Source organism: Streptomyces sp. YIM 130001, assembly GCF_003574445.1.
GTDB lineage: Bacteria > Actinomycetota > Actinomycetes > Streptomycetales > Streptomycetaceae > Streptomyces.
Genome location: NZ_KZ984551.1, coordinates 132,262 through 156,086, shown reverse-complemented (window position 1 = coordinate 156,086; position 23,825 = coordinate 132,262). Strand labels below are relative to the sequence as shown.

Here is a 23,825-nt window from a genome sequence, read left to right as displayed (position 1 = left end):
CGCCGGTGCGCAAGCGCCGCGCCGTACCCGGGCGGGGGCTGCGGAGGTGGGGTCCACGCGCGCGTGACTACGATGGGCCAGCGCCGGTCGCCGTAGGGGCTCGCCGGCCACCGACCCCCCGGGAAGGCCATGCTGAACAAGTACGCGCGTGCATTCTTCACGCGTGTCCTCACGCCGTTCGCCGCATTTCTGCTTCGTCGGGGGGTGAGCCCGGACGCGGTCACGCTCATCGGCACGGCCGGGGTGATGGCCGGAGCGCTGGTGTTCTTCCCCCGGGGGGAGTTCTTCTGGGGCACGATCGTCATCACGCTGTTCGTCTTCTCGGACCTGGTCGACGGGAACATGGCCCGGCAGGCCGGGGTCTCCAGCCGGTGGGGAGCGTTCCTGGACTCCACCCTCGACCGGGTCGCCGACAGTGCGATCTTCGGCGGCTTCGCGCTCTGGTACGCGGGCAGCGGTGACAACAACCTGCTCTGCGCGGTGGCGATCTTCTGTCTGGCGAGCGGTCAGGTCGTCTCGTACACGAAGGCCCGCGGCGAGTCGATCGGCCTGCCGGTCGCCGTCAACGGGCTCATCGAGCGGGCGGAGCGCCTCGTCATCTCGCTGGTCGCCGCGGGTCTCGCGGGTCTGCACGGTTTCGGCGTTCCCGGCATCGACGTGCTGCTGCCGATCGCGCTGTGGATCGTGGCCGGCGGCAGCGTGATCACGCTCGGCCAGCGGGTCGTGACGGTGCGCCGTGAGGCCGCCGAGGCCGATGCCGCCGCGGCCGAGGGCGGCGCCGCGTGAAGGAGAAGCTCACCGACGGTCTGTACGGGCTCGCCTGGAGCTCGGTCAAGAAGCTCCCCGAACCCGTCGCGGTACGCCTCGGGCGCACCGTCGCCGACCTGGCCTGGCGCCGCCGCGGCACCGGGGTGCGACGCCTGGAGGCCAACTACGCGCGCGTGGTGCCCGATGCGTCTCCCGAGCAGCTGCGCGACCTGTCCAGGGCCGGCATGCGGTCGTACATGCGGTACTGGATGGAGTCCTTCCGGCTGCCCGCGTGGAGCAAGCAGCGCATGCGGGACGGCTTCGAGCCCACCGGTGTGAACCATCTGACGGAGGCGCTGGCCTCCGGCCGCGGTGTGATCGCTGCGCTGCCGCACCTGGGCAACTGGGACCTGGCCGGTGCCTGGGTCACCGCCAAGCTCGACACTCCGTTCACCACCGTGCAGGAGCGGCTGAAACCGGAGTCCCTGTACGACCGTTTCGTCGCCTATCGCGGCAGCCTCGGCATGGAGGTGCTGCCGCACACCGGTGGTGCCGCGTTCGGCACTCTCGCGCGGCGCCTGCGGGCCGGCGGCCTGGTCTGCCTGGTGGCCGACCGCGACCTGTCCGCGTCCGGCGTCGAGGTCTCGTTCTTCGGCGATACGGCACGGATGCCGGCCGGACCGGCGCTGCTGGCCCAGCAGACCGGGGCGGTCCTGCTGCCCGTGACGCTCTTCTACGACGATTCGCCGGTGATGAAGGGCCGGATCCATCCGCCGGTCGATGTCCCCGAGTCAGGTACCCGGGCCGAGAAGACGTCTGTCATGACACAGGCGCTGGCCGATGCCTTCGCCTCGGGTATCGGGGAGCATCCGGAGGACTGGCACATGCTGCAGCGGCTGTGGCTCGCCGACCTGGATCCGGCGAAGGCCCCCGCGCACGCGGGCGGCGACGCGGGTCCCTCGCGGGGGCACCACGCGCGCGTGGGCGACGACGCGGACGACGCGCGCGCGGGCGAAGACACGCGGACGGCCGGGCCGGGCGAAGGGACGACGGCATGAAGATCGGCATCGTCTGCCCCTACTCCTGGGACGTGCCCGGCGGCGTCCAGTTCCACATCCGTGACCTGGCGGAGCATCTGATCCGCCTCGGCCACGAGGTCTCCGTACTTGCTCCCGCCGACGACGAGACCCCGCTGCCGCCGTACGTCGTGTCGGCCGGCCGAGCCGTTCCCGTGCCGTACAACGGCTCGGTGGCGCGGCTCAACTTCGGCTTTCTGTCGGCGAGTCGGGTACGCCGCTGGCTGCACGACGGCACGTTCGACGTGATCCACATCCACGAGCCGGCCTCTCCCTCGCTCGGCCTGCTCACCTGCTGGGCCGCGCAGGGGCCGATCGTCGCCACGTTCCACACGTCCAACCCGCGCTCGCGCGCGATGATCGCCGCGTACCCCATCCTGCAGCCCGCCCTGGAGAAGATCAGCGCCCGGATCGCGGTCAGCGAGTACGCGCGGCGCACCCTGGTGGAACACCTCGGCGGCGACGCGGTCGTCATCCCCAACGGCGTGGACGTGGACTTCTTCGCCCGCGCCGAGCCGAAGGCCGAATGGCAGTCCGCCCCGGCGCGCGGCGAGGACGCCGCTGTCGGCGACCGTGAGGGCAATACCGGCACGATCGGTTTCATCGGCCGTATCGACGAGCCGCGCAAGGGCCTGCCCGTCCTGATGCAGGCCCTTCCGAAGATCCTGGCCGAACGCCCCGGCACGCGGCTCCTGGTGGCCGGCCGGGGCGACGAGGACGAGGCTGTCGAGAGCCTGCCCGCCGAGATGCGTGAGCGCGTGGAGTTCCTCGGCATGGTCAGCGACGAGGACAAGGCCCGGCTGCTGCGCAGCGTCGACGTGTACGTCGCGCCCAACACCGGTGGCGAGAGCTTCGGCATCATCCTCGTGGAGGCGATGTCCGCGGGAGCACCCGTGCTCGCCTCGGACCTGGACGCCTTCGCGCAGGTCCTCGACCAGGGCGCCGCCGGCGACCTCTTCGCCAACGAGGACGCGGACGCGCTCGCGGACGCCGCGCTCAGGCTGCTCGGCGACCCGGAGCGCAGGACCGGACTCCACGAGCGGGGGAGCGCCCACGTACGGCGCTTCGACTGGTCGACGGTCGGCGCGGACATCCTCTCGGTCTACGAGACGGTCACCGACGGCGCCGCGTCGGTGGCCGCCGACGAACGGATCGGTCTGCGGGCCCGGTTGGGGCTCGCCAAGAGCTGACGGAGCGTCCTTGCATGCGCAGGAGGATGATTTCCCGGCGTGCGGTGACCGGTCGCCGCGACGGTAGCCTTGCCGCCCGTGACCTCCACTCTGATCTGGATCGCCGTCGTCCTGTTCGCGATCGGCCTGTACCTCAGCTGGACGGCCGGCCGGCTCGACCGTCTGCACGCCCGGATCGACGCCGCACGGGCCGCGCTCGACGCGCAACTTCTGCGCCGGGCCTCCGTGGCCCAGGAGTTGGCCACCTCGGGAATCCTCGATCCCGCCGCGTCGATCGTGCTCTACGAGGCCGCGCACGCTGCGCGGCAGGCCGCGGAGGAGCATCGGGAGGTCGCCGAGAGCGAGCTCAGCCAGGCCCTGCGCGCGGTGTTCGCCGAGCAGGAGGTGCTCGACCTGGTCCGCGAGGCGGCAGGCGGGGACGAGGCGGCCGGCGAACTGGCCCAGGCGGTACGCCGGGTGCCGATGGCCCGGCGTTTCCACAACGACGCGGTACGGGCCGCACGGGCCCTGCGCCGGCATCGCACCGTGCGCTGGTTCCGCCTCGCCGGTCATGCGCCGTTCCCGCTCGCCGTCGAGATGGACGACGAGCCGCCCACCGTGCTCGCCGACCGGGCCGGCGGACCGGGCGCCACGCGCGCGTAGGGACTGCGCCTTCGCTCGCCGCCGGGTTCCGAGAATGAGCCACGGCCTCACCATTGGCCCTTGTTGTGGACTGGTCTCTGCGGGTTGGCTCCGGGGTGTAGCGATTCACTTCTCCCCAGCGAGGTCTCCCGTGTCCAGCACGCCATCGTCCAGCTCTCCTTCGGCCGCCGAATCCGCCACCACCGGCACCGCGCGCGTGAAGCGCGGGATGGCCGAGCAGCTCAAGGGCGGCGTGATCATGGACGTCGTCACGCCCGAGCAGGCCAAGATCGCCGAGGACGCCGGCGCGGTCGCCGTGATGGCCCTCGAGCGGGTCCCGGCCGACATCCGCAAGGACGGCGGTGTCGCCCGGATGTCCGACCCGGACATGATCGAGGGCATCATCGGCGCGGTCTCCATCCCGGTGATGGCCAAGTCCCGGATCGGACACTTCGTCGAGGCGCAGGTCCTGCAGTCCCTCGGCGTCGACTACATCGACGAGTCCGAGGTGCTGACCCCGGCCGACGAGGTCAACCACAGCGACAAGTTCGCCTTCACCACGCCGTTCGTCTGCGGCGCCACCAACCTGGGCGAGGCGCTGCGCCGCATCGCCGAGGGCGCCGCCATGATCCGCTCCAAGGGCGAGGCCGGCACCGGCAACGTCGTCGAGGCGGTCCGTCACCTGCGCCAGATCAAGAACGAGATCGCCCGCCTGCGCGGCTACGACAACCACGAGCTGTACGCCGCCGCCAAGGATCTGCGCGCCCCCTACGAGCTGGTCAAGGAGGCCGCTGAGCTCGGCAAGCTGCCCGTCGTGCTGTTCTCCGCAGGCGGTGTGGCCACCCCCGCCGACGCCGCCCTGATGCGGCAGCTGGGCGCCGAGGGCGTCTTCGTCGGCTCCGGCATCTTCAAGTCCGGCGACCCCGCCAAGCGCGCCGCGGCCATCGTCCGCGCCACCACGTTCTACGACGACCCGGCCGTGATCGCCGATGCCTCCCGCGACCTCGGCGAGGCCATGGTGGGCATCAACTGCGACACCCTCCCCGACAACGAGCGCTACGCGAACCGGGGATGGTGATGACCGTAGGCTCCCCGCTGATCGGCGTCCTCGCCCTGCAGGGCGACGTACGCGAACATCTGGCGGCTCTCACCGCGGCCGGCGCACGGACCACCACCGTGCGCCGGCCCGGCGAACTGGCGGCAGTGGACGCCCTCGTCGTACCCGGCGGTGAATCCACCACGATCTCCAAACTGGCCGCCCTCTTCGGCCTTCTGGAGCCCCTCCGCGCGCGCGTGCAGGTCGGAATGCCGGTCTACGGGACGTGCGCGGGCCTGATCATGCTCGCCGAGAAGATCCTCGATCCCCGCTCCGGACAGGAGACCTTCGGCGGCATCGACATGATCGTGCGGCGCAATGCCTTCGGCCGGCAGAACGAGTCCTTCGAGGCGGCCGTCGAATTCACCGGTATCGACGGCGGCCCGGTCGACGGCGTCTTCATCCGCGCCCCCTGGGTCGAGTCGGCCGGCCCGGACACCGAAGTACTCGCCGAGTACGACGGCCACATCGTCGCCGTCCGCCAGGGTGCCGCGCTCGCGACCTCGTTCCATCCCGAGCTGACCGGCGACCACCGGGTCCATGCGTACTTTGTCCGAATGGTCCGCGAGTGGATGGCCGAGGGACGTTCGCCTGAGCAGGCCCGGGCGGTCTGAGGCTCGGGCAGTCACCGGATCCCGGTAGGATCTCTGGCGTTCGTACGGAGATTGGTTACGCGAAGGAGACAGGCAGATGTCCGGCCACTCTAAATGGGCCACGACGAAGCACAAGAAGGCCGTGATTGATGCCAAACGCGGCAAACTCTTCGCGAAGCTGATCAAGAACATCGAGGTCGCGGCGCGTATGGGCGGTGCCGACATCGAAGGCAACCCCACGCTGTACGACGCCATCCAGAAGGCGAAGAAGCAGTCCGTCCCGAACAAGAACATCGACTCCGCGGTCAAGCGGGGCGCAGGCCTCGAGGCCGGCGGCGCCGAGTACGAGACGATCATGTACGAGGGCTACGGACCGAACGGCGTCGCGGTGCTCATCGAGTGCCTGACCGACAACCGCAACCGTGCCGCCTCCGACGTCCGCGTCGCGATGACGCGCAACGGCGGATCGATGGCCGACCCGGGCTCGGTCTCGTACCTGTTCAACCGCAAGGGCGTGGTGATCGTCCCCAAGGCGGAGCTGTCCGAGGACGACGTGCTCGGCGCGGTCCTGGACGCGGGCGCCGAGGAGGTCAACGACCTCGGTGAGTCCTTCGAGGTGCTCAGCGAGGCCACCGACCTGGTCGCGGTCCGCACCGCCCTGCAGGAGGCCGGTATCGACTATGACTCGGCCGAGGCGAACTTCGTGCCGACCATGCAGGTCGAGCTGGACGAGGACGGCGCCCGCAAGATCTTCAAGCTCATCGACGTCCTGGAGGACAGCGACGACGTGCAGAACGTCTTCGCCAACTTCGACGTCTCCGACGAGGTCATGGAGAAGGTCGACGCCTGACACGGGCGAGCGCCGACCGAGGGTCCGGCGCCCTGTGGGGCAGGCCGACGGCGAGCACGAGGGCCGACGGGGACACACCCCGTCGGCCCTCCGCTTTCCCCGTGGTTGTCAGTGCGAGCCGATAGCCTGCACAAACACATGAACGAAGGCGAAGGGGGCGGTGCGGGATGCGGGTGCTCGGCGTGGACCCCGGCCTGACCAGGTGCGGTGTGGGCGTCGTCGAGGGCACCGCGGGGCGCCCCCTGACGATGATCGACGTCGGCGTCGTACGCACTTCGGCCGACCTCGACACGGCACAGCGCTTGGTCGCGATCGAGCAGGGCATCGAGGAGTGGCTGGACACCCACCGTCCGGGATACGTCGCGGTGGAGCGCGTCTTCAGCCAGCACAACGTCCGCACGGTGATGGGCACCGCCCAGGCCAGCGCCGTCGCGATGCTCTGCGCTGCCCGCCGCGGCCTGCCCGTCGCCCTGCACACCCCGAGCGAGGTCAAAGCCGCCGTCACCGGCAGCGGCCGGGCCGACAAGGCGCAGGTGGGAGCCATGGTGACCCGGGTGCTCCGGCTCGCCGCCCCGCCCAAGCCGGCCGACGCGGCGGACGCCCTCGCCCTCGCCATCTGCCACATCTGGCGTGCCCCCGCGGTCAACCGCCTGCAGCAGGCGCACGCCGCGGCCCGCCGCCAGAGCCAGCCCACCGCACCCGTACGGAAGGTCACGCGATGATCGCGTTCGTCAGCGGCCCGGTCGCGGCCCTCGCCCCGGACTCGGCCGTCATCGAGGTCGGCGGGATCGGCATGGCCGTCCAGTGCACCCCCGACACCCTCTCGACCCTGCGTATGGGCCAGGCCGCCAAACTGGCCACCTCCCTCGTCGTACGGGAGGACTCGCTCACCCTCTACGGATTCGCGGACGACGACGAGCGGCAGATCTTCGAACTGCTGCAGACCGCGAGCGGTGTAGGCCCCCGACTCGCCCAGGCGATGCTCGCCGTGCACTCCCCGGACGCCCTGCGCAGAGCGGTCGCCACCGGGGACGAGAAGGCGCTGACCGCCGTTCCCGGCATCGGCAAGAAGGGCGCGCAGAAGCTGCTCCTCGAGTTCAAGGACCGCCTCGGCGCACCGGTCGGCAGCGCCGCCCCCGCCGTCGGATCTCCCGTCACCGCGTCCTGGCGCGACCAGCTGCACGCCGCCCTGATCGGACTCGGCTACGCGACCCGCGAGGCGGACGAGGCGGTCGCGGCCGTGACCCCGCAGGCCGAGGCCGAGGGCGGTACCCCCGAGGTGGGCCGGCTCCTCAAGTCCGCACTGCAGACCCTGAACAAGGCCCGCTGACCGGTAGGTCCGGCCGCCGCAGCACGACCGCCCCACCCGAGACAGACGCGAGGCACACCTCATGAACTGGGACGACACGACCGACGAGACGCCCGCCGCCGAAGCGGGCGAGCGACTCGTCGGCGCGTCCGCCGCGGGCGACGACCAGGCCGTCGAGGCGGCCCTCAGGCCCAAGGACCTGCAGGAGTTCATCGGGCAGGAGAAGGTCAGGGAGCAGTTGGACCTGATGCTCCGCGCGGCACGTGCGCGTGGCGCCACCGCCGACCACGTCCTGCTCTCCGGCGCCCCCGGCCTCGGCAAGACCACTCTGTCGATGATCATCGCGGCCGAGATGGGCGCCCCGATCCGCATCACCAGCGGCCCCGCCATCCAGCACGCGGGAGATCTGGCGGCCATCCTTTCCTCGCTCCAGGAGGGCGAGGTGCTCTTCCTCGACGAGATTCACCGGATGTCCAGGCCGGCCGAGGAGATGCTCTACATGGCCATGGAGGACTTCCGCGTCGACGTCATCGTCGGCAAGGGGCCCGGGGCCACCGCGATCCCGCTCGAGCTGCCGCCGTTCACCCTGGTCGGCGCGACCACCCGGGCCGGACTGCTGCCGCCCCCGCTGCGCGACCGTTTCGGCTTCACCGCACACATGGAGTTCTACGAACCGGCCGAGCTGCAACTGGTGATCGACCGCTCCGCCCACCTGCTCGACGTGACGATCGGTGCCGACGGCGCGTCCGAGATCTCCGGACGCTCCCGCGGCACGCCCCGTATCGCCAACCGTCTGCTGCGCCGCGTCCGCGACTACGCCCAGGTCAAGGCGGACGGCATCGTCACCCGGGAGATCGCGGCCAAGGCCCTCGCGGTCTACGAGGTGGACGAGCGCGGCCTCGACCGGCTCGACAGGTCGGTCCTCGAAGCCCTGCTCAAGCTGTTCGGTGGCGGGCCGGTCGGCCTGTCGACGCTGTCGGTCGCGGTCGGCGAGGAGCGGGAGACGGTCGAGGAGGTGGCCGAGCCCTTCCTCGTACGCGAGGGGCTGCTCGCCCGGACACCGCGGGGACGGGTCGCGACTCCCGCTGCATGGGCGCACCTCGGGCTCGTACCGCCGCAGGCACGCGGAACCGGCACAACAGGACAAGGGGACCTGTTCGGGGCGTGACGGCGAGGAACCTGGCCGGGGGAGGAACCCCGGTGCCATGCTGAGCGTTGTTCCATAGGCGCGGACTCGCCTAGACTCCGCCGATGCCGCCCTTGCGGGTGGCTTGTCCACCCCCATCCAACTGGCCGCTCACCTCTTGCGCGGTCGTGCGAAGGAAACTCCGTCCCGTGAATATCGTGACTCTCCTCCCCTTCATCGTGCTCATCGGGGCCATGTTCCTGATGACCCGCTCTGCCAAGAAGAAGCAGCAGGCGGCCGCGCGGATGCGCGACGACATGCAGCCCGGCACCGGCGTCCGCACGATCGGGGGCATGTACGCCACCGTCAAGGAGGTCAGCCAGGACACGGTCCTTCTGGAGGTGGCCCCGGGCGTCCACGCGGTCTACGCGAAGAACTCGGTCGGCGCGGTCCTGGACGACGCGGAGTACAACCGCATCGTGCACGGTGTCGAGGCCGACGAGGACACTCCGGCCGTGCCCGACGACGCCTCCTCCCTGACCGAGGCGGGCGAGGGCGACGTCGACGACGAGCGCATCGACATGGTCAAGAAGGACGGGGCCGACGATGACGCCGACGCCGCGGGCGATGCCCAGCCGAAGAAGACCGACGGCGAGTCCGACGCGAAGTAACCACGACCGAGGGCCGCGGCGTCACCTGCCCGCGGTCCCTCTGCCGTGAGAGCTTCCCCGGGTTCCGCGAGTCCCACGGGTACCGCGAGGTACCGGGACGCGCGGGCTCGGCGGGTTCCCGAGACCACTTCATGGCCGCCCACATCGCAACGGGGTTCCGGGCGGTTGGACAGGGAGAAACGACAAGGTGGCAGCACCGAAGAAGGGCCGGGGGCAGAGCCAAAGCAAGCCGTGGCGCCCGCTGGCTCTGATCTTGATCGCCATGGTGGCGCTCACCGGAGGAATGTTCATCTCCGGGCACACCACGCCGCGCCTGGGCATCGACCTCGCGGGCGGCACGAGCATCACGCTCGAGGCGAAGAACCAGCCGGGCGCTGAAAACGCGATCAACCCGACGAACATGAACACGGCCGTCGGCATCATCGAGCGCCGTGTCAACGGCCTCGGTGTCTCCGAGGCCGAGGTCCAGACCCAGGGCGACCGCAACATCATCGTCAACATCCCCCGGGGCACCGACGAGAAGCAGGCTCGCGAGCAGGTCGGTACGACCGCTCAGCTCTACTTCCGCCCCGTGCTCACCGTCGCCCCGGGTGCCCCGACACCCGACCCCGAGGCGAGCGGTGGTCAGAAGCCCGGCGCTCCCGAGGCCGGCGACGGCAAGGACAAGGGCGGCGCCAAGGACGACGAGAAGGCGACAGCCCCCTCCGACGGCGCCTCGCCGCAGGGCCGTGCCCTCACCGACGGCCTGAAGGACGACCCCACCCCGAAGCCGAATCCGTCCGGCTCCAAGCAGCCTTCCGGCGCCCCCGAGACCACTCCGCCCCCGGACCCGGCGACGCAGAAGCTGCAGGCGAAGTTCCAGGCGCTCGACTGCACCAAGCAGAACCAGCGGGTGAAGGCCGCCGAGGGCGTCAAGCCGACCGATGCGATGGTCGGCTGCGGCAAGAACAGCCAGGGCCAGTGGGAGAAGTACATCCTCGGTCCGTCGGAGGTCGACGGCAAAGAGGTCGACGACGCCAAGGCCGTGATCGACGAGCGCTCCGGTCAGTGGATCGTCACGATGGAGTTCAGCGACAAGGGCGCTGACGCCTTCTCGAAGATCACCAGCAAGCTGAAGAGCCAGCAGCCGCCGATGAACCAGTTCGGCATCGTGCTCGACGGCGAGGTCGTCTCCGCTCCGAGCGTGCAGACGACCCTGAGCAGCAACGCACAGATCTCCGGCAGCTTCACCCAGGAGTCCTCCCAGGAGCTCGCCAACATCCTGTCGTACGGCGCCCTGCCTCTCTCCTTCCAGGAGCAGAGCGTCACCACGGTGACCGCGGCGCTCGGCGGCGACCAGCTGGAGGCCGGCCTGATCGCGGGCGCCATCGGCCTCGCCCTCGTCATCATCTACCTGGTGGTCTACTACCGCGGGCTCGCGTTCATCGCACTGCTCAGCCTGCTGGCCTCCGCCATCCTGACGTTCACATTGATGGCGCTGCTCGGCCCGGCGATCGGTTTCGCACTGAACCTGCCGGCCGTCTGCGGTGCCATCGTCGCCATCGGTATCACCGCCGACTCGTTCATCGTGTACTTCGAACGCGTGAGAGACGAGGTCCGCGAGGGCCGCTCGCTCCAGCCCGCGGTCGAGCGTGCCTGGCCGCGCGCACGGCGCACCATCCTGGTCGCCGACTTCGTGTCGTTCCTCGCCGCAGCCGTGCTGTTCGCGGTCACGGTCGGCAAGGTGCAGGGCTTCGCGTTCACTCTCGGACTGACCACGCTGCTCGATGTCGTGGTGGTCTTCCTCTTCACCAAGCCGCTGCTGACGATGATGGCCCGGCGCAAGTTCTTCGCCCAGGGCCACCCCTGGTCCGGTCTCGATCCGAAACGACTCGGTGCCAAGCCCCCGCTACGCCGCGGACGCCGTGCCGCCGCCCCCGTCGACCCGAAGGAGGCGTGAGATGTCGAAACTCGGCAACCTCGGCGCCCGGCTCTACCGCGGCGATATCGGCTACGACTTCATCGGCAAGCGGAAGCTCTGGTACGGCGTCTCCATCCTGATCACCATCACGGCCGCCGTGGCCCTGGCGGTGCAGGGCCTGCAGATGGGCATCGAGTTCAAGGGCGGCGCCGTCTTCACGACGCCGAAGACCAGCGCGTCCGTCGCGCACGTCCAGGAGTCCGCGGAGAAGGCCTCCGGCCACGAGGCCGTCGTCCAGGAACTGGGCAACGGCGGGATGCGCATCCAGGTCAGCGGCGTGGACACCGCGAAGTCGGACGCCATCAAGGCCGACCTCGCCGATGACCTCGACGTCCGCGCGGCGGACGTCAACGCCGAACTGGTCGGCCCCAGTTGGGGCAAGCAGATCGCCAACAAGGCGTGGCTCGGGCTCGGCGTCTTCATGGCCCTGGTGGTGGTCTACCTGGCCATCGCCTTCGAGTGGCGCATGGCGGTGGCGGCCCTGGTCGCACTGATCCACGACATCACCATCACGGTCGGCATCTACGCCCTGGTGGGCTTCGAGGTCACCGTCGGTACGGTCATGGGTCTCCTCACGATCCTCGGTTACTCGCTCTACGACACGGTCGTCGTCTTCGACTCCCTCAAGGAGCAGTCGAAGGGAGCCACGAAGCAGACCCGCTGGACGTACAGCGAGATCGCCAACCGCTCGATCAACAGCACCCTGGTGCGGTCGATCAACACCACGGTCGTCGCCCTGCTTCCGGTCGCCGGCCTGCTGTTCATCGGCGGCGGTGTCCTCGGTGCCGGCATGCTGAACGACATCTCGCTGTCGCTCTTCGTCGGCCTCGCAGCCGGTGCGTACTCCTCGATCTTCATCGCCACGCCGCTGGTCGCCGATCTCAAGGAGACCGAGCCGTCGATGAAGGCCCTCAAGAAGCGCGTGCTCGCCAAGCGGGCCGCGGCCGCCGCCAAGGACGACTCCCGCGAGGGCGACGACCCGGCGGACACCGCGGGCTCCGAGTACGAGGAGGACGAGGAGCCGCAGGACGACGCAACCCCCGCCGGGGCCGTGGCGGGCCAGCGTCGCAGCCAGCCGACGTCCCGTAACCGCGGCCGCGGCCGTCCCTCGGGGAAGCGCCGATGACCGAGGTCGCCGAGCTTCTGCGGAGCCGCATCAGGGACGTGCCCGACTACCCGGAGCCGGGCGTGATGTTCAAGGACATCACCCCGCTCCTGGCGGACCCGACGGCCTTCACGGCACTCACCGAGTCGCTGGCCGAGCTGTGCACGGCCTACCGGGCGACGAAGATCGTGGGTCTCGAGGCCCGCGGCTTCATCCTCGCGGCCCCGGTGGCCGTCCGCTCCGGCGTCGGCTTCATCCCCGTACGCAAGGCGGGCAAGCTGCCCGGAGCCACCCTGGCGCAGGCGTACGAGCTGGAGTACGGGCGGGCCGAGATCGAGGTGCACGCCGAGGACCTGGCGCCCGACGACCGTGTGATGGTCATCGACGACGTCCTGGCCACCGGCGGTACCGCGGAGGCCTCCGTGCAGCTGATCCGGCGTGCGGGGGCCCAGGTCGCGGGAGTCGGGGTACTGATGGAGCTCTCCTTCCTCGGTGGCCGGCAGCGGGTCGAGCCCAGCCTTGACGGGGCACCGCTGGAGGCGATCCTCACCTTGTAGGCCGTTCTCAGCGGCCGGAGCGGGCGATCCGGGATCCCGGGTCGCCCGCTTCTTCGTCCCCGCCCGAGCCCTTCTTCGCACGGCCCCGCGGCCGCCTCGGGGCCGGGGAGTGCGGAGCGGACGCGAGCGAAGCGTCGTCCCTCGCTACCATGGCAGTCCGGACCTGAAACGGGGGGCCGGACCCTGCATGAGGAGCGCTCTTGCCAGACGAGGCCCGACAGCCCACCGCCGCTGCGAAGCCGGAGGCCGACAAACCGGCCGAGGCCAAGCCTGCGGCGCCCGCTGCCACGCCCGAGAAGAGCGACCCGGCGGCGAAGCCCCGGGCCACGCCGCCCGTCGATCGGACACCACCGGCCACGCCCGCCACGCGCTCAGGCAGCACCGGCCAGCCGCGCTCCGGCTCGTCGAACCGCGTGCGCGCCCGGCTCGCCCGCCTCGGCGTCCAGCGCTCCAATCCGTACAACCCGGTACTCGAGCCGCTCCTGCGGATAGTGCGCAGCAACGACCCGAAGATCGAGACCGCCACGCTGCGGCAGATCGAGCGCGCCTACCAGGTCGCCGAGCGCTGGCACCGCGGCCAGAAGCGCAAGAGCGGCGACCCGTACATCACGCATCCGCTCGCCGTCACCACGATCCTCGCCGAGCTCGGCATGGACCCGGCGACGCTGATGGCCGGCCTGCTGCACGACACCGTGGAGGACACCGAGTACGGCCTCGACGCCCTGCGGCGCGACTTCGGCGACCAGGTCGCCCTGCTCGTCGACGGCGTCACCAAGCTGGACAAGGTCAAGTTCGGCGAGGCCGCGCAGGCCGAGACCGTACGCAAGATGGTCGTCGCGATGGCCAAGGACCCCCGTGTCCTGGTGATCAAGCTCGCCGACCGCCTGCACAACATGCGCACCATGCGCTATCTCAAGCGGGAGAAGCAGGAGAAGAAGGCCCGCGAGACCCTCGAGATCTATGCTCCGCTCGCCCACCGCCTGGGCATGAACACCATCAAGTGGGAGCTCGAGGACCTCGCCTTCGCGATCCTCTACCCGAAGATGTACGACGAGATCGTCCGCCTCGTCGCCGAGCGCGCCCCCAAGCGTGACGAGTACCTGGCCATAGTGACCGACGAGGTCCAGGCGGACCTGCGGGCCGCCCGCATCAAGGCCACCGTCACCGGCCGCCCGAAGCACTATTACAGCGTCTACCAGAAGATGATCGTCCGCGGCCGGGACTTCGCGGAGATCTACGACCTGGTGGGTATCCGCGTCCTGGTCGACACCGTCCGGGACTGCTACGCCGCACTCGGCACCGTGCACGCGCGATGGAATCCGGTTCCCGGCCGGTTCAAGGACTACATCGCGATGCCGAAGTTCAACATGTACCAGTCACTGCACACCACGGTGATCGGACCCAACGGCAAGCCCGTCGAACTGCAGATCCGCACCTTCGACATGCACCGCCGTGCCGAGTACGGCATCGCCGCGCACTGGAAGTACAAGCAGGAGGCGGTCGCCGGTGCCTCCAAGGTGCGCACAGATGTGCCCAAGGGACCGGCCGGCAAGGTCGGCAAGGACGCAGCCGCCGTCAACGACATGGCGTGGCTGCGCCAGCTCCTCGACTGGCAGAAGGAGACCGAGGACCCCGGCGAGTTCCTGGAGTCCCTGCGCTTCGACCTCTCGCGCAATGAGGTCTTCGTCTTCACGCCCAAGGGCGACGTGATAGCGCTGCCCGCGGGCGCCACACCCGTCGACTTCGCCTACGCCGTGCACACCGAAGTCGGCCACCGCACCATCGGCGCACGCGTCAACGGCCGCCTCGTTCCCCTCGAATCCACCCTGGACAACGGCGACTTGGTGGAGGTCTTCACGTCCAAGGCGTCCGGCGCGGGCCCGTCCAGGGACTGGCTCGGCTTCGTCAAGTCGCCCCGGGCGCGCAACAAGATCCGTGGCTGGTTCTCCAAGGAGCGCCGGGACGAGGCGATCGAGCAGGGCAAGGACGCCATCGTCCGCGCCATGCGCAAGCAGAATCTGCCGATCCAGCGCATCCTCACCGGCGACGCCCTGGTCACCCAGGCCCACGAGATGCGCTACCCCGACATCTCCTCGCTCTACGCGGCGATCGGCGAGGGCCACGTGGCCGCGCAGAACGTGGTGCAGAAGCTCGTCCAGGGCATGGGCGGCGAGGACGCGGCCAACGAGGACATCGCGGAGACCTCACCGCCCCGCCGCAGCAAACGCCGGGCGAACGCGGACCCGGGCGTGGTGGTCAAGGGCGTCGAGGACGTCTGGGTCAAGCTGGCCCGCTGCTGCACCCCGGTGCCCGGCGACCCCATCATCGGGTTCGTGACCCGCGGCAGCGGCGTCTCGGTGCACCGCGCCGACTGCGTCAACGTCGACTCGTTGTCCAAGGAACCCGAGCGGATGCTCGAGGTCGAGTGGGCACCCACCCAGTCGTCCGTCTTCCTGGTCGCCATCCAGGTGGAAGCGCTCGACCGCTCCCGGCTGCTCTCGGACGTCACCCGTGTCCTGTCCGACCAGCACGTGAACATCCTGTCGGCAGCGGTCCAGACATCCCGCGACCGGGTCGCCACCTCGCGCTTCACCTTCGAGATGGGCGACCCGAAGCACCTCGGCCACGTCCTCAAGGCGGTCCGCGGCGTGGAAGGCGTCTACGACGTGTACCGGGTGACCTCCGCACGCCGTCCCTGACGCGGACGGCCGCAGCAGCAGACATGAGGCGGCCCCCGGCATGATCGCCGGGGGCCGCCTCGCGCCTACGCTTCCGGGGCTCAGCCCCCGAATTCCTCCAGGCCCTTGAGCGCCTGGTCGAGGAGCGCCTGCCGACCGTCCAGCTCACGCTGCAGCTTGTCGGCCTTCGCGTCGTTACCGGCCGAGCGCGCGGCGTCGACCTGGCCGCGCAGCTTGTCGACCGCGTCCTGCAGCTGGCCCGTGAGCCCGGCGGCACGGGCCCGCGCCTCCGGGTTCGTACGCCGCCACTCGGTCTCCTCGGTGTCCTGCAGGGCGCGCTCCACCGTCTGCATCCGCCCCTCGACCTTGGGCCGTGCGTCGCGCGGTACGTGACCGATGGCCTCCCAGCGCTCGTTGATCGAGCGGAAGGCGGCGCGGGCCGCCTTGAGGTCGGTGATCGGCAGGAGCTTCTCGGCCTCCCCGGCCAGCTCCTCCTTCAGCTTCAGGTTCTCCGCCTGCTCGGCGTCGCGCTCGGCGAAGACGGCGCTGCGCGCGGTGAAGAAGATGTCCTGGGCGCCGCGGAAGCGGTTCCACAGGTCGTCCTCGTGCTCGCGCTGGGCGCGGCCCGCCGCCTTCCACTGCGACATCAGGTCGCGGTAACGGGCTGCGGTGGGGCCCCAGTCCGTCGAGTTCGACAGTGACTCGGCCTCGGAGACCAGCTTCTCCTTGGCCTGCCTGGCCTCCTCGCGCTGCGCGTCGAGCGAGGCGAAGTGCGCCTTGCGCCGCTTGGAGAACGCCGAGCGGGCGTGCGAGAAGCGGTGCCACAGCTCGTCGTCCGACTTGCGGTCCAGGCGCGGCAGACCCTTCCAGGTGTCCACCAGGGCGCGAAGCCGCTCGCCCGCGACCCGCCACTGCTCGCTCTGGGCCAGCTCCTCGGCCTCGGCGACCAGAGCCTCCTTGGCGTGCTTCGCCTCGTCGGTCTGCTTGGCCTTCTCGGCCTTGCGCTCCTCGCGGCGGGCGTCGACCTTCTCCACCAGCTTGTCGAGCCGCTTGGACAGGGCGTCCAGATCGCCGACCGCGTGCGCGTCGTCGACCTGCTGACGCAGGTGGTCGATCGCGGTCGTGGCGTCCTTCGCCGACAGGTCCGTCGTCTGTACCCGGCGCTCGAGGAGGCCGATCTCGACGACCAGGCCCTCGTACTTGCGCTTGAAGTAGGCAAGGGCCTCATCGGGCGAGCCTGCCTGCCACGAGCCGACGACTCGCTCTCCGTCGGCGGTACGCACGTACACGGTGCCCGTCTCGTCGACGCGGCCCCACGGGTCGCTGCTCACAGCGCCTCCTCCACATGATGCCTGCGTAGAGCCTCGGCCCCCGCGGCATCGTCCACAGTTTCTTCAGGGCCGCCGGCCCACGGCGCGCCCTGCCATACGCCAACATAGGCGACGAGCGGGGGAGCTGTCCGCATCCAGCACGAGGCAATCAATCCTTCTTGACTGTCGCCTTTTCGATGGTGACGGCCTTCTTCGGCGCACCGTCACCCCCGCCTCCGGAGACCCCGCCCTTCGCCACCTCTTCGACGGCCTTCAGACCGGCCTTGTCCATCGTCCCGAACGGGGTGTACGAGGGCGGCAGCGGCGAATCCGCGTACACCAGGAAGAACTGGCTGCCGCCGCTGTCCGGCTGGCCGGTGTTGGCCATGGCGACGGTGCCGGCCGGGTACGTGACGCTGCCGTCCTTGCCTGCCTTGCCGAGCGATTTCAGGTTCTCGTCCGGGATGTTGTAGCCCGGGCCGCCCTCGCCGGTGCCCTTCGGGTCGCCGCACTGCAGTACGCGGATGCCCTCGGTGGTGAGCCGGTGGCACTTCGTACCGTCGAAGAACTTCTTGTCGGCGAGGTGCTTGAAGGAGTTCGTCGTGCGCGGGGTCTTGGCCGCGTCCATCGCGATCGAGACGTCACCGCGGTTCGTCTCGAGGCGCATCGTGTACGTGGCCTTCTTGTCGACGGTCAGTTTCGGCTCCGTCGACTGCTCCGGGGTGGGAGTGGAGGCAGCGTCGTCCTTCGCGTCGTCGCTGCTGAACGCGCCCGTGGCCGCGGCCGCCGCTCCGGCGAGCAGTACGACGGCCACCGCGCTGGAGATCACCGCGATCCTGCGCTGCGACTTGCGCCGGGCGGCCTCCCGCCGCTGCTGCTGGCGCATCAACTTCTCCTTGGCGAGCTGCCGCCGCCGCTGCTCGGTGCTGACCACCCGGTGCTCCTTGTAGGTCTCTCGGGCCCGCCGACCCTGTATTCCATGTATCCGGCGCTCTCGGCCGGTCTGCCCGTACCGTATAGGCGTTGGCTGTGAGCCGAGCCTCGCCGGTAGGCTCTGATCTGCTGCAATCTCCCGCCGGACCGAATGAAGGACGATCGTGCTCATTGCCGGGTTCCCCGCCGGGGCCTGGGGGACCAATTGTTATCTGGTCGCCCCCGCCGCCGGTGAGGAGTGCGTGATCATCGACCCTGGCCACCAGGCCACCGAAGGCGTCGCGGAAGCACTCCAGAAGCATCGGCTCAAGCCTGTCGCGGTCGTCCTCACGCACGGACACATCGATCACGTCGCCTCCGTGGTGCCGGTCTGCGGCGCGCACGACGTGCCGGCCTGGATCCACCCCGACGACCGCTACATGATGAGCGACCCGGAGAAGGGGATCGGTCGCGCGATCGGGATGCCGCTGATGGGCGAGCTGACCGTCGGCGAGCCGGACGACGTACGGGAACTGGCCGACGGCTCGCAGCTGAGCCTGGCCGGCCTCGACTTCAACGTCGCACACGCCCCCGGCCATACGAAGGGGTCGGTGACCTTCCGGATGCCCGAGACCACGGACGTACCTCCAGTCTTCTTCTCGGGCGACCTGCTGTTCGCCGGCTCCATCGGACGCACCGACCTGCCCGGCGGCTCGCACGAGGACATCCTCGAGTCGCTCGGCCGCGTGTGCCTGCCGCTCGACGATTCGACCGTCGTCCTGTCCGGACACGGTCCCCAGACCACCATCGGCCAGGAGCGCGCCACCAACCCGTATCTGCGGCAGGTGGCCGCCGGCCAGGGAGCCGGCCAGGCTCCTCGACGAGGAATGTGACGAGAGTTTCCCCGTGAGTACTTTCCAGGCCCCCAAGGGCACCTACGACCTGATCCCGCCGGACAGCGCCACCTACCTGGCGGTCCGTGACGCGATCTCCGAACCGCTCAAGAACTCCGGCTACGGCTACGTCGAGACGCCCGGATTCGAGAACGTCGAGCTGTTCGCCCGCGGTGTCGGCGAGTCCACCGACATCGTCTCCAAGGAGATGTACGCCTTCGAGACCAAGGGCGGCGACAAGCTGGCGCTGCGCCCCGAGGGCACCGCCTCGGTACTGCGCGCCGCGCTCGAGGCCAACCTGCACAAGGCCGGGAACCTGCCGGTCAAGCTCTGGTACTCGGGCTCGTACTACCGCTACGAGCGCCCGCAGAAGGGCCGTTACCGCCACTTCTCGCAGGTCGGCGCCGAGGCGATCGGTGCCGAGGACCCGGTGCTCGACGCCGAGTTGATCATCCTGGCGGACCAGGCGTACCGCAGCCTGGGCCTCAGGAACTTCCGCATCCTGCTCAACTCCCTGGGCGACAAGGAGTGCAGGCCCGTCTACCGGGACGCGCTGCAGACCTTCCTGCGTGCCCTCGACCTGGACGACGAGACCCGCCGCCGGATCGAGATCAACCCGCTGCGCGTGCTCGACGACAAGCGCCCGGACGTACAGAAGCAGCTCGTCGGCGCCCCGGCGCTGCGCGACTACCTGTGCGACGCCTGCAAGGCGTACCACGAGGAGGTCCGTGAGCTGCTCACGGTCGCCGGTGTGGTCTACGAGGACGACCCGAAGCTGGTCCGCGGGCTCGACTACTACACCCGCACCACCTTCGAGTTCGTGCACGACGGCCTCGGTTCGCAGTCCGCGGTCGGCGGCGGCGGTCGCTACGACGGCCTGTCCGAGATGATCGGCGGTCCCGCACTGCCTTCGGTCGGCTGGGCACTCGGCGTGGACCGTACGGTGCTCGCCCTCGAGGCGGAGGGCGTGACGCTCGATCTGCCCGCCACCACCAGCGTGTTCGCCGTCCCGCTCGGCGAGGAGGCCCGGCGGACGCTGTTCTCCGTGGTCACCGGACTGCGCAAGGCCGGAATCGCGGCGGACTTCGCGTTCGGCGGCCGCGGCCTGAAGTCGGCGATGAAGAGCGCCAACCGCTCGGGTGCCCGGTACACGCTCGTGGCCGGTGAGCGTGACCTGGCCGAGGGCGTCGTCCAGGTCAAGGACATGGAGTCCGGCGAGCAGAACGCCGTCCCGCTGGCGTCCGTGGCCGACGAACTGCGGGCGCGGCTCGGCTGATTCACCCGCGTTCAGCCAGGGGGCCCACCGACTACCGGTGGGCCCCCTGCGCGTCTCACAGCAATCCGTGTCGCATCGCGGTGGTCACCGCGGCCGTGCGGTCGTCCACGCCGAGCTTCCCGAAGACTCGCAGCAGATACGTCTTCACCGTGGACTCACCGATGTACAGGCGCCGGCCGATCTCGGCATTGGTGCAGCCCTCGGCGACCAGCTGCAGCACCGCCGTCTCGCGGTCCGAGAGCCGGGGCCGCTCGGGCCGGGTGCGCAATTGGTCCACCAGGCGCGACGCCACCGACGGCGCGAGCACCGTCTCGCCGCGGGCAGCCGCGCGTACCGCGTCGGCCAGTTCGCCGCGGGCCAGATCCTTGAGCAGATAGCCGGCCGCCCCCGCCTCCACCGCCCGCAGGATGTCGCCGTCGCTCTCGTACGTGGTCAGCACGATGACGCGGCAGGACAGCCCCGCGGCCACCATCCGCTCGATCGAGTCGACACCGTTTCCGCGCGGCATCCGCAGGTCCATCAGGACGATGTCCGGCCGGAGTTCGGCGGCCAGGGCCTCGGCCTGCGGCCCGTTGGAGGCCTCGGCGACCACCTGTATGTCCGCCTCCGCGCCGAGCATGGCGCTCAGACCCTCACGTACGACGGGATGGTCGTCGGCCAGGATGACGCGGATCACCGGATGCTCCTCGGCGGGACGGGCTGGGTGCTGGGCAGGGGAAGCCGGACGCTGAGCCGCGTGCCGGAACCAGGAGCGCTGTCGATTTCCGCGACCCCGCCCACCTCGGCGGCCCGGGCCCGCAGCCCCGACAGACCGTAGCCGTCGCGCGGCGCGACCGGGGCGAATCCGTACCCGTCGTCGGTGACGTCGACGCGCAACTCCCGCTCCACGTACGACAGACGGATGGCCACCGAGACTCCTTCGCCCGCGTGCTTACGGGTATTGGCCAGCGCCTCCTGGCAGGCGCGCAGTGCGACCACCTCGATCCCGGGTGGCAGCGGAGCGGCCTGGCCGCGCACGTCCACCGTCGCGGGGGAGCTGTGCCGGGCGGCGAGCCGGCGCAGCGCGTCCGGCAGGGAGGCGCCGCGCAGATCCGCGGGGCCGCCGTCCGCCACCAGGTTCCGGGCCTCGTCGAGATTCTGCCGGGCGGTCCGGGTGAGCATCGCGAGATGGCGTCGCGCTGCTGGTACGTCACTCTCGAGCTCGCCGTCGAGCACCTGCGCCAGCATCAGAACGCTGGTGAAGCCCTGAGCGAGGGTGTCGTGGATCTCGCGGGACATCCGCTCCCGTTCCGCGAGAGCGCCGTGCGCGGCGGAGAGCCGGGAAACCTCGCCGCGGCTGGCCTCCAACTCCCGGATCAGGACGGCCCGTTCCTCGCTCTGCTCGATGATGCCGATGATCCAGTGCCCCATGGCCACCGAGAACACCAGGGTCACGAGCGCGAAGACCAGGTTGTAGAAGACGTCCTGTCCGGAGACCGGCCACAGCAGCGCCCAGCCCGCCACCGGGACGATGTTCACCACCGTCACGGAGATCTGCGCCGCCGCCCGCCGCAGCGCCATGTAGCACTGCGGCACCAGCGCGAACGCCATCAGGCGGGTCTCGCCCATCAGCGTCCCGGCCGGCAGGAAGAGCAGGATCGCGAGCGTCATGTATGTCCGCGCCCGCCCTACGTCCGCCCCGTCCTCGATGAGCACCCGACGCCCGAGGAGGAGATAGAGCGGCAGCAGCAGCCCGAGCAGTCCCGCGGTGGTAAGGCGTACGCCCTGGCCGGGATCGCCGGTGCCGAGCACGAACACCAGGGTCGCCGCCCACACCACCGCGAAGTACCCGTCCCACAGCCGGAAGGTGCCTTCCCACACGTCAGGGGAGCGGGCACCTGTGGCAGGGGTCATCCGTCGCGCCGGTTCTTCCACCGGAAGGTCAGCATGCACAGCACCAATCCTCCGGCGCACCAGGCGGCGAGCACCAGGGCGACCCTGCCGAACTCCCAGTCGCCGGCCTGCTCGAGCACCTTCGCCGACTCCGGCAGGAACACTCCACGCAGCCCCTGGCACATCCACTTCAGCGGGAAGAGCGCGCCGATGTTCAGCATCCAGTCCGGGATGGTGTCGATGGCGATGTAGACGCCCGAGATGAACTGCAGGACCAGGAACGGCAGGATCACCACCGAGGACGCACTGCGTCCGGACGACGGCAGACTGCTGATCGCGATACCGAGCATCGCGCAGCCGGTGAGCCCGAGCACGAAGATCCACGCGAGAGTGAACCAGCCGCCGCCGGTGGGCAGTTCGACGTCGTACACCGCCACTCCGACCACGAGCAGGATCACCGTCTCGAGCAGTCCCGTCACCAGGACCAGCCAGACCTTGCCGAGGAAGTACGAGGCCGGCGGCATCGGGGTCCCGCGCAGCCGGCGCAGGACCTTCTCGTCCCGTTCGATGGCGATCGAGATGCCGAGCGACTGGAAGCTGGTGGACATGATGCCCGCGGCGATCATGGCCGGTACGTAGAGCTGCGACGCAGTGATGCCCGCGCCCGCCACGTCGTTACGGAAAATGGACGCGAACAGCAGGAGCAGTACGACAGGGAACGAGAAGGTGAAGACGACCTGGTCGCGCTGGCGGAAGAACTGCTTCAGCTCGATCGCGCCCCGGGACAGGCCGAGCGTCCAGGCGCCGGGTCGAGCCGCGGCGTCGCGCGGCGTCGACCGCTCGCTGCCGGTGGTGGTCATCGCCTGCCCTCCTGTACTGCTGCGCCGTCGCGTCCTGCCGATTGATCCGTCGTTCGGTCCCCGAGCTGTCCCGTCAGAAGCAGGTACACGTCCTCGAGGCTGGGGCGGCTGATTTTGAGCCCCGGGATCTCGCCGGCGAAGCGCCGGGTGAGTTCGGTGACCGTCCGGGTGGGAGTGACCGTCCGCTCGCGGCGGGTGCGGCCGTCGGTATCGGTCCACTCGACGGTGGCGAACTCCCCGTGGCTGCGCCTGAGTTCGGCGGGAGTGCCCTCGGCGGCAACCCGCCCGTCGCAGACCACCGCGAGGCGATGGGCGAGCTGCTCGGCCTCTTCCAGATAGTGCGTCGTGAGCACGATCGTGGTGCCGTCGTCCGCGAGCGAACGGATCAGATCCCAGAACTGCCGCCGCGCCGCCGGGTCGAAGCCGGTCGTCGGCTCGTCGAGGAGCAGGAGCTCGGGTCCGCCGACGATGCCGAGCGCCACGTCGAGCCGACGCCGCTGACCTCCGGACAGCCCCTTGACCCGGGCATCGGCTTTCGCGGTCAGCCCCACCCGGTCGATCACCTGCTGGGGATCGCGGGGCCGCGGGTAGTACCCCGCGAAGTGCCGGACGGTCTCCCGTACGGTCAGCTCCGCCGGAGCCGATTCGTCCTGCCATACGATGCCGACCCGCGACCGCAGAGCCCGGCCCCCGGAGGCGGGATCACGCCCGAGAACCCGCACCTCGCCCTCGTCGGCGGTGCGGTGGCCCTGCAGGATCTCGACGGTGGTGCTCTTGCCCGCGCCGTTCGGTCCGAGCAGCCCGAAGACCTCGCCGCGGCGCACCCGCAGGTCGATCCCGTCGACGGCCGTGACGTCCCCGTACCGCTTGCGCAGACCGCGCACCTCGACGGCAGCCGCCGCTGTGTCCCGTGCCAGAGCTGTCATGCCCGAGAGCCTGGCCCCGGTCCGCCGGTACCGGGCCCACCGGCCGTACACGGTGACGTCCACCGACCGGTGGACACACAGGCTCGTGCGGCACAATGAGCCTTTCCGCAGGGCCCCTGAAGGGCCACGACCGACCGACGGAATGGCGTGATGGGCAACACGACGGCGAAGAACGGCTCGCACTCCAGCGCTGGTAC

The 23,825-nt window shown here is 70.2% G+C and carries 23 protein-coding genes; 17 read left to right on the top strand and 6 right to left on the bottom strand.

The window, feature by feature from the left end; all coding sequences use genetic code 11:
- Positions 1 to 129: 129 nt before the first annotated feature.
- From pgsA to DSC45_RS08390, 15 genes are all read left to right on the top strand, one after another.
- Positions 130 to 786: a phosphatidylinositol phosphate synthase gene (gene pgsA, locus DSC45_RS08460; protein WP_119288708.1), complete on the top strand. Its 657-nt coding sequence runs from the start codon at positions 130 to 132 to the stop codon at positions 784 to 786.
- A complete protein-coding gene (locus tag DSC45_RS08455) occupies positions 783 to 1,805 on the top strand; it encodes a phosphatidylinositol mannoside acyltransferase (protein ID WP_119288706.1) in 1,023 nt (340 codons plus the stop codon). The genes pgsA and DSC45_RS08455 overlap by 4 nt, the downstream gene beginning before the upstream one ends.
- On the top strand, positions 1,802 to 3,013 hold the full coding sequence (locus DSC45_RS08450) for a glycosyltransferase family 4 protein (RefSeq protein WP_119288704.1): 1,212 nt from the start codon (positions 1,802 to 1,804) through the stop codon (positions 3,011 to 3,013). The genes DSC45_RS08455 and DSC45_RS08450 overlap by 4 nt, the downstream gene beginning before the upstream one ends.
- A gap of 78 nt (positions 3,014 to 3,091) precedes the next feature.
- On the top strand, positions 3,092 to 3,655 hold the full coding sequence (locus DSC45_RS08445) for a LemA family protein (RefSeq protein ID WP_119288702.1): 564 nt from the start codon (positions 3,092 to 3,094) through the stop codon (positions 3,653 to 3,655).
- A gap of 130 nt (positions 3,656 to 3,785) precedes the next feature.
- Entirely contained in the window at positions 3,786 to 4,712 is a 927-nt protein-coding gene (pdxS, locus tag DSC45_RS08440; protein WP_119288700.1) for a pyridoxal 5'-phosphate synthase lyase subunit PdxS, read from the top strand.
- On the top strand, positions 4,712 to 5,344 hold the full coding sequence (gene pdxT, locus DSC45_RS08435; protein WP_119289201.1) for a pyridoxal 5'-phosphate synthase glutaminase subunit PdxT: 633 nt from the start codon (positions 4,712 to 4,714) through the stop codon (positions 5,342 to 5,344). Before pdxS ends, pdxT begins: the two co-directional genes overlap by 1 nt.
- Positions 5,345 to 5,420: 76 nt before the next feature.
- Positions 5,421 to 6,173: a YebC/PmpR family DNA-binding transcriptional regulator gene (locus DSC45_RS08430; protein WP_119288698.1), complete on the top strand. Its 753-nt coding sequence runs from the start codon at positions 5,421 to 5,423 to the stop codon at positions 6,171 to 6,173.
- Between the two features lie 167 nt (positions 6,174 to 6,340).
- On the top strand, positions 6,341 to 6,895 hold the full coding sequence (ruvC, locus tag DSC45_RS08425) for a crossover junction endodeoxyribonuclease RuvC (RefSeq protein ID WP_119288697.1): 555 nt from the start codon (positions 6,341 to 6,343) through the stop codon (positions 6,893 to 6,895).
- Positions 6,892 to 7,503 (top strand): Holliday junction branch migration protein RuvA, encoded by a 612-nt coding sequence (ruvA, locus tag DSC45_RS08420; protein ID WP_119288695.1) that lies wholly within the window; start codon positions 6,892 to 6,894, stop codon positions 7,501 to 7,503. The genes ruvC and ruvA overlap by 4 nt, the downstream gene beginning before the upstream one ends.
- 61 nt (positions 7,504 to 7,564) lie before the next feature.
- A complete protein-coding gene (gene ruvB, locus DSC45_RS08415) occupies positions 7,565 to 8,650 on the top strand; it encodes a Holliday junction branch migration DNA helicase RuvB (RefSeq protein ID WP_119288693.1) in 1,086 nt (361 codons plus the stop codon).
- Between the two features lie 167 nt (positions 8,651 to 8,817).
- On the top strand, positions 8,818 to 9,279 hold the full coding sequence (yajC, locus tag DSC45_RS08410) for a preprotein translocase subunit YajC (RefSeq protein WP_119288691.1): 462 nt from the start codon (positions 8,818 to 8,820) through the stop codon (positions 9,277 to 9,279).
- Positions 9,280 to 9,466: 187 nt separating this feature from the next.
- Entirely contained in the window at positions 9,467 to 11,218 is a 1,752-nt protein-coding gene (gene secD, locus DSC45_RS08405) for a protein translocase subunit SecD (RefSeq protein WP_119288690.1), read from the top strand.
- A gap of 1 nt (position 11,219) precedes the next feature.
- A complete protein-coding gene (gene secF / locus DSC45_RS08400; RefSeq protein ID WP_119288688.1) occupies positions 11,220 to 12,365 on the top strand; it encodes a protein translocase subunit SecF in 1,146 nt (381 codons plus the stop codon).
- The gene (locus tag DSC45_RS08395) at positions 12,362 to 12,901 is read left to right on the top strand and encodes an adenine phosphoribosyltransferase (protein WP_119288686.1); all 540 of its coding nucleotides are present in this window, start codon (positions 12,362 to 12,364) and stop codon (positions 12,899 to 12,901) included. The genes secF and DSC45_RS08395 overlap by 4 nt, the downstream gene beginning before the upstream one ends.
- Positions 12,902 to 13,101: 200 nt before the next feature.
- Positions 13,102 to 15,600, top strand: coding sequence for a RelA/SpoT family protein (locus tag DSC45_RS08390; RefSeq protein WP_119288685.1), 2,499 nt, complete (start codon positions 13,102 to 13,104; stop codon positions 15,598 to 15,600).
- Between the two features lie 80 nt (positions 15,601 to 15,680).
- On the opposite strand, the gene DSC45_RS08385 is transcribed toward DSC45_RS08390, so the two are convergent.
- Both DSC45_RS08385 and DSC45_RS08380 read right to left on the bottom strand, forming a co-directional pair.
- Positions 15,681 to 16,910, bottom strand: coding sequence for a DUF349 domain-containing protein (locus tag DSC45_RS08385; protein ID WP_119288683.1), 1,230 nt, complete (start codon positions 16,908 to 16,910; stop codon positions 15,681 to 15,683).
- 148 nt (positions 16,911 to 17,058) lie between these two features.
- A complete protein-coding gene (locus tag DSC45_RS08380; RefSeq protein ID WP_119288682.1) occupies positions 17,059 to 17,823 on the bottom strand; it encodes a peptidylprolyl isomerase in 765 nt (254 codons plus the stop codon).
- Between the two features lie 163 nt (positions 17,824 to 17,986).
- Between DSC45_RS08380 and DSC45_RS08375 the strand changes: the two genes are divergently transcribed.
- Together DSC45_RS08375 and hisS are read left to right on the top strand one after the other, a co-directional pair.
- Positions 17,987 to 18,694 carry an MBL fold metallo-hydrolase gene (locus DSC45_RS08375; protein ID WP_119288680.1) on the top strand — a complete coding sequence of 236 codons (708 nt, stop codon included), beginning with the start codon at positions 17,987 to 17,989 and terminating at the stop codon, positions 18,692 to 18,694.
- A gap of 13 nt (positions 18,695 to 18,707) precedes the next feature.
- Entirely contained in the window at positions 18,708 to 19,970 is a 1,263-nt protein-coding gene (gene hisS / locus DSC45_RS08370; RefSeq protein ID WP_119288678.1) for a histidine--tRNA ligase, read from the top strand.
- A gap of 55 nt (positions 19,971 to 20,025) precedes the next feature.
- On the opposite strand, the gene DSC45_RS08365 is transcribed toward hisS, so the two are convergent.
- From DSC45_RS08365 to DSC45_RS08350, 4 genes are read right to left on the bottom strand one after another with little or no spacing between them, the layout of a single operon-like run.
- Complete coding sequence (locus DSC45_RS08365; protein WP_119288677.1) at positions 20,026 to 20,646, bottom strand: response regulator; 621 nt, start codon at positions 20,644 to 20,646, stop codon at positions 20,026 to 20,028.
- The gene (locus DSC45_RS08360; protein ID WP_119288675.1) at positions 20,643 to 21,863 is read right to left on the bottom strand and encodes a sensor histidine kinase; all 1,221 of its coding nucleotides are present in this window, start codon (positions 21,861 to 21,863) and stop codon (positions 20,643 to 20,645) included. The genes DSC45_RS08365 and DSC45_RS08360 overlap by 4 nt, the downstream gene beginning before the upstream one ends.
- Positions 21,860 to 22,702, bottom strand: coding sequence for an ABC transporter permease (locus DSC45_RS08355; protein ID WP_119288673.1), 843 nt, complete (start codon positions 22,700 to 22,702; stop codon positions 21,860 to 21,862). Before DSC45_RS08355 ends, DSC45_RS08360 begins: the two co-directional genes overlap by 4 nt.
- Positions 22,699 to 23,628, bottom strand: a complete 930-nt coding sequence (locus DSC45_RS08350) for an ABC transporter ATP-binding protein (protein ID WP_119289199.1) — start codon at positions 23,626 to 23,628, stop codon at positions 22,699 to 22,701. Before DSC45_RS08350 ends, DSC45_RS08355 begins: the two co-directional genes overlap by 4 nt.
- Between the last annotated feature and the right edge of the window lie 197 nt (positions 23,629 to 23,825).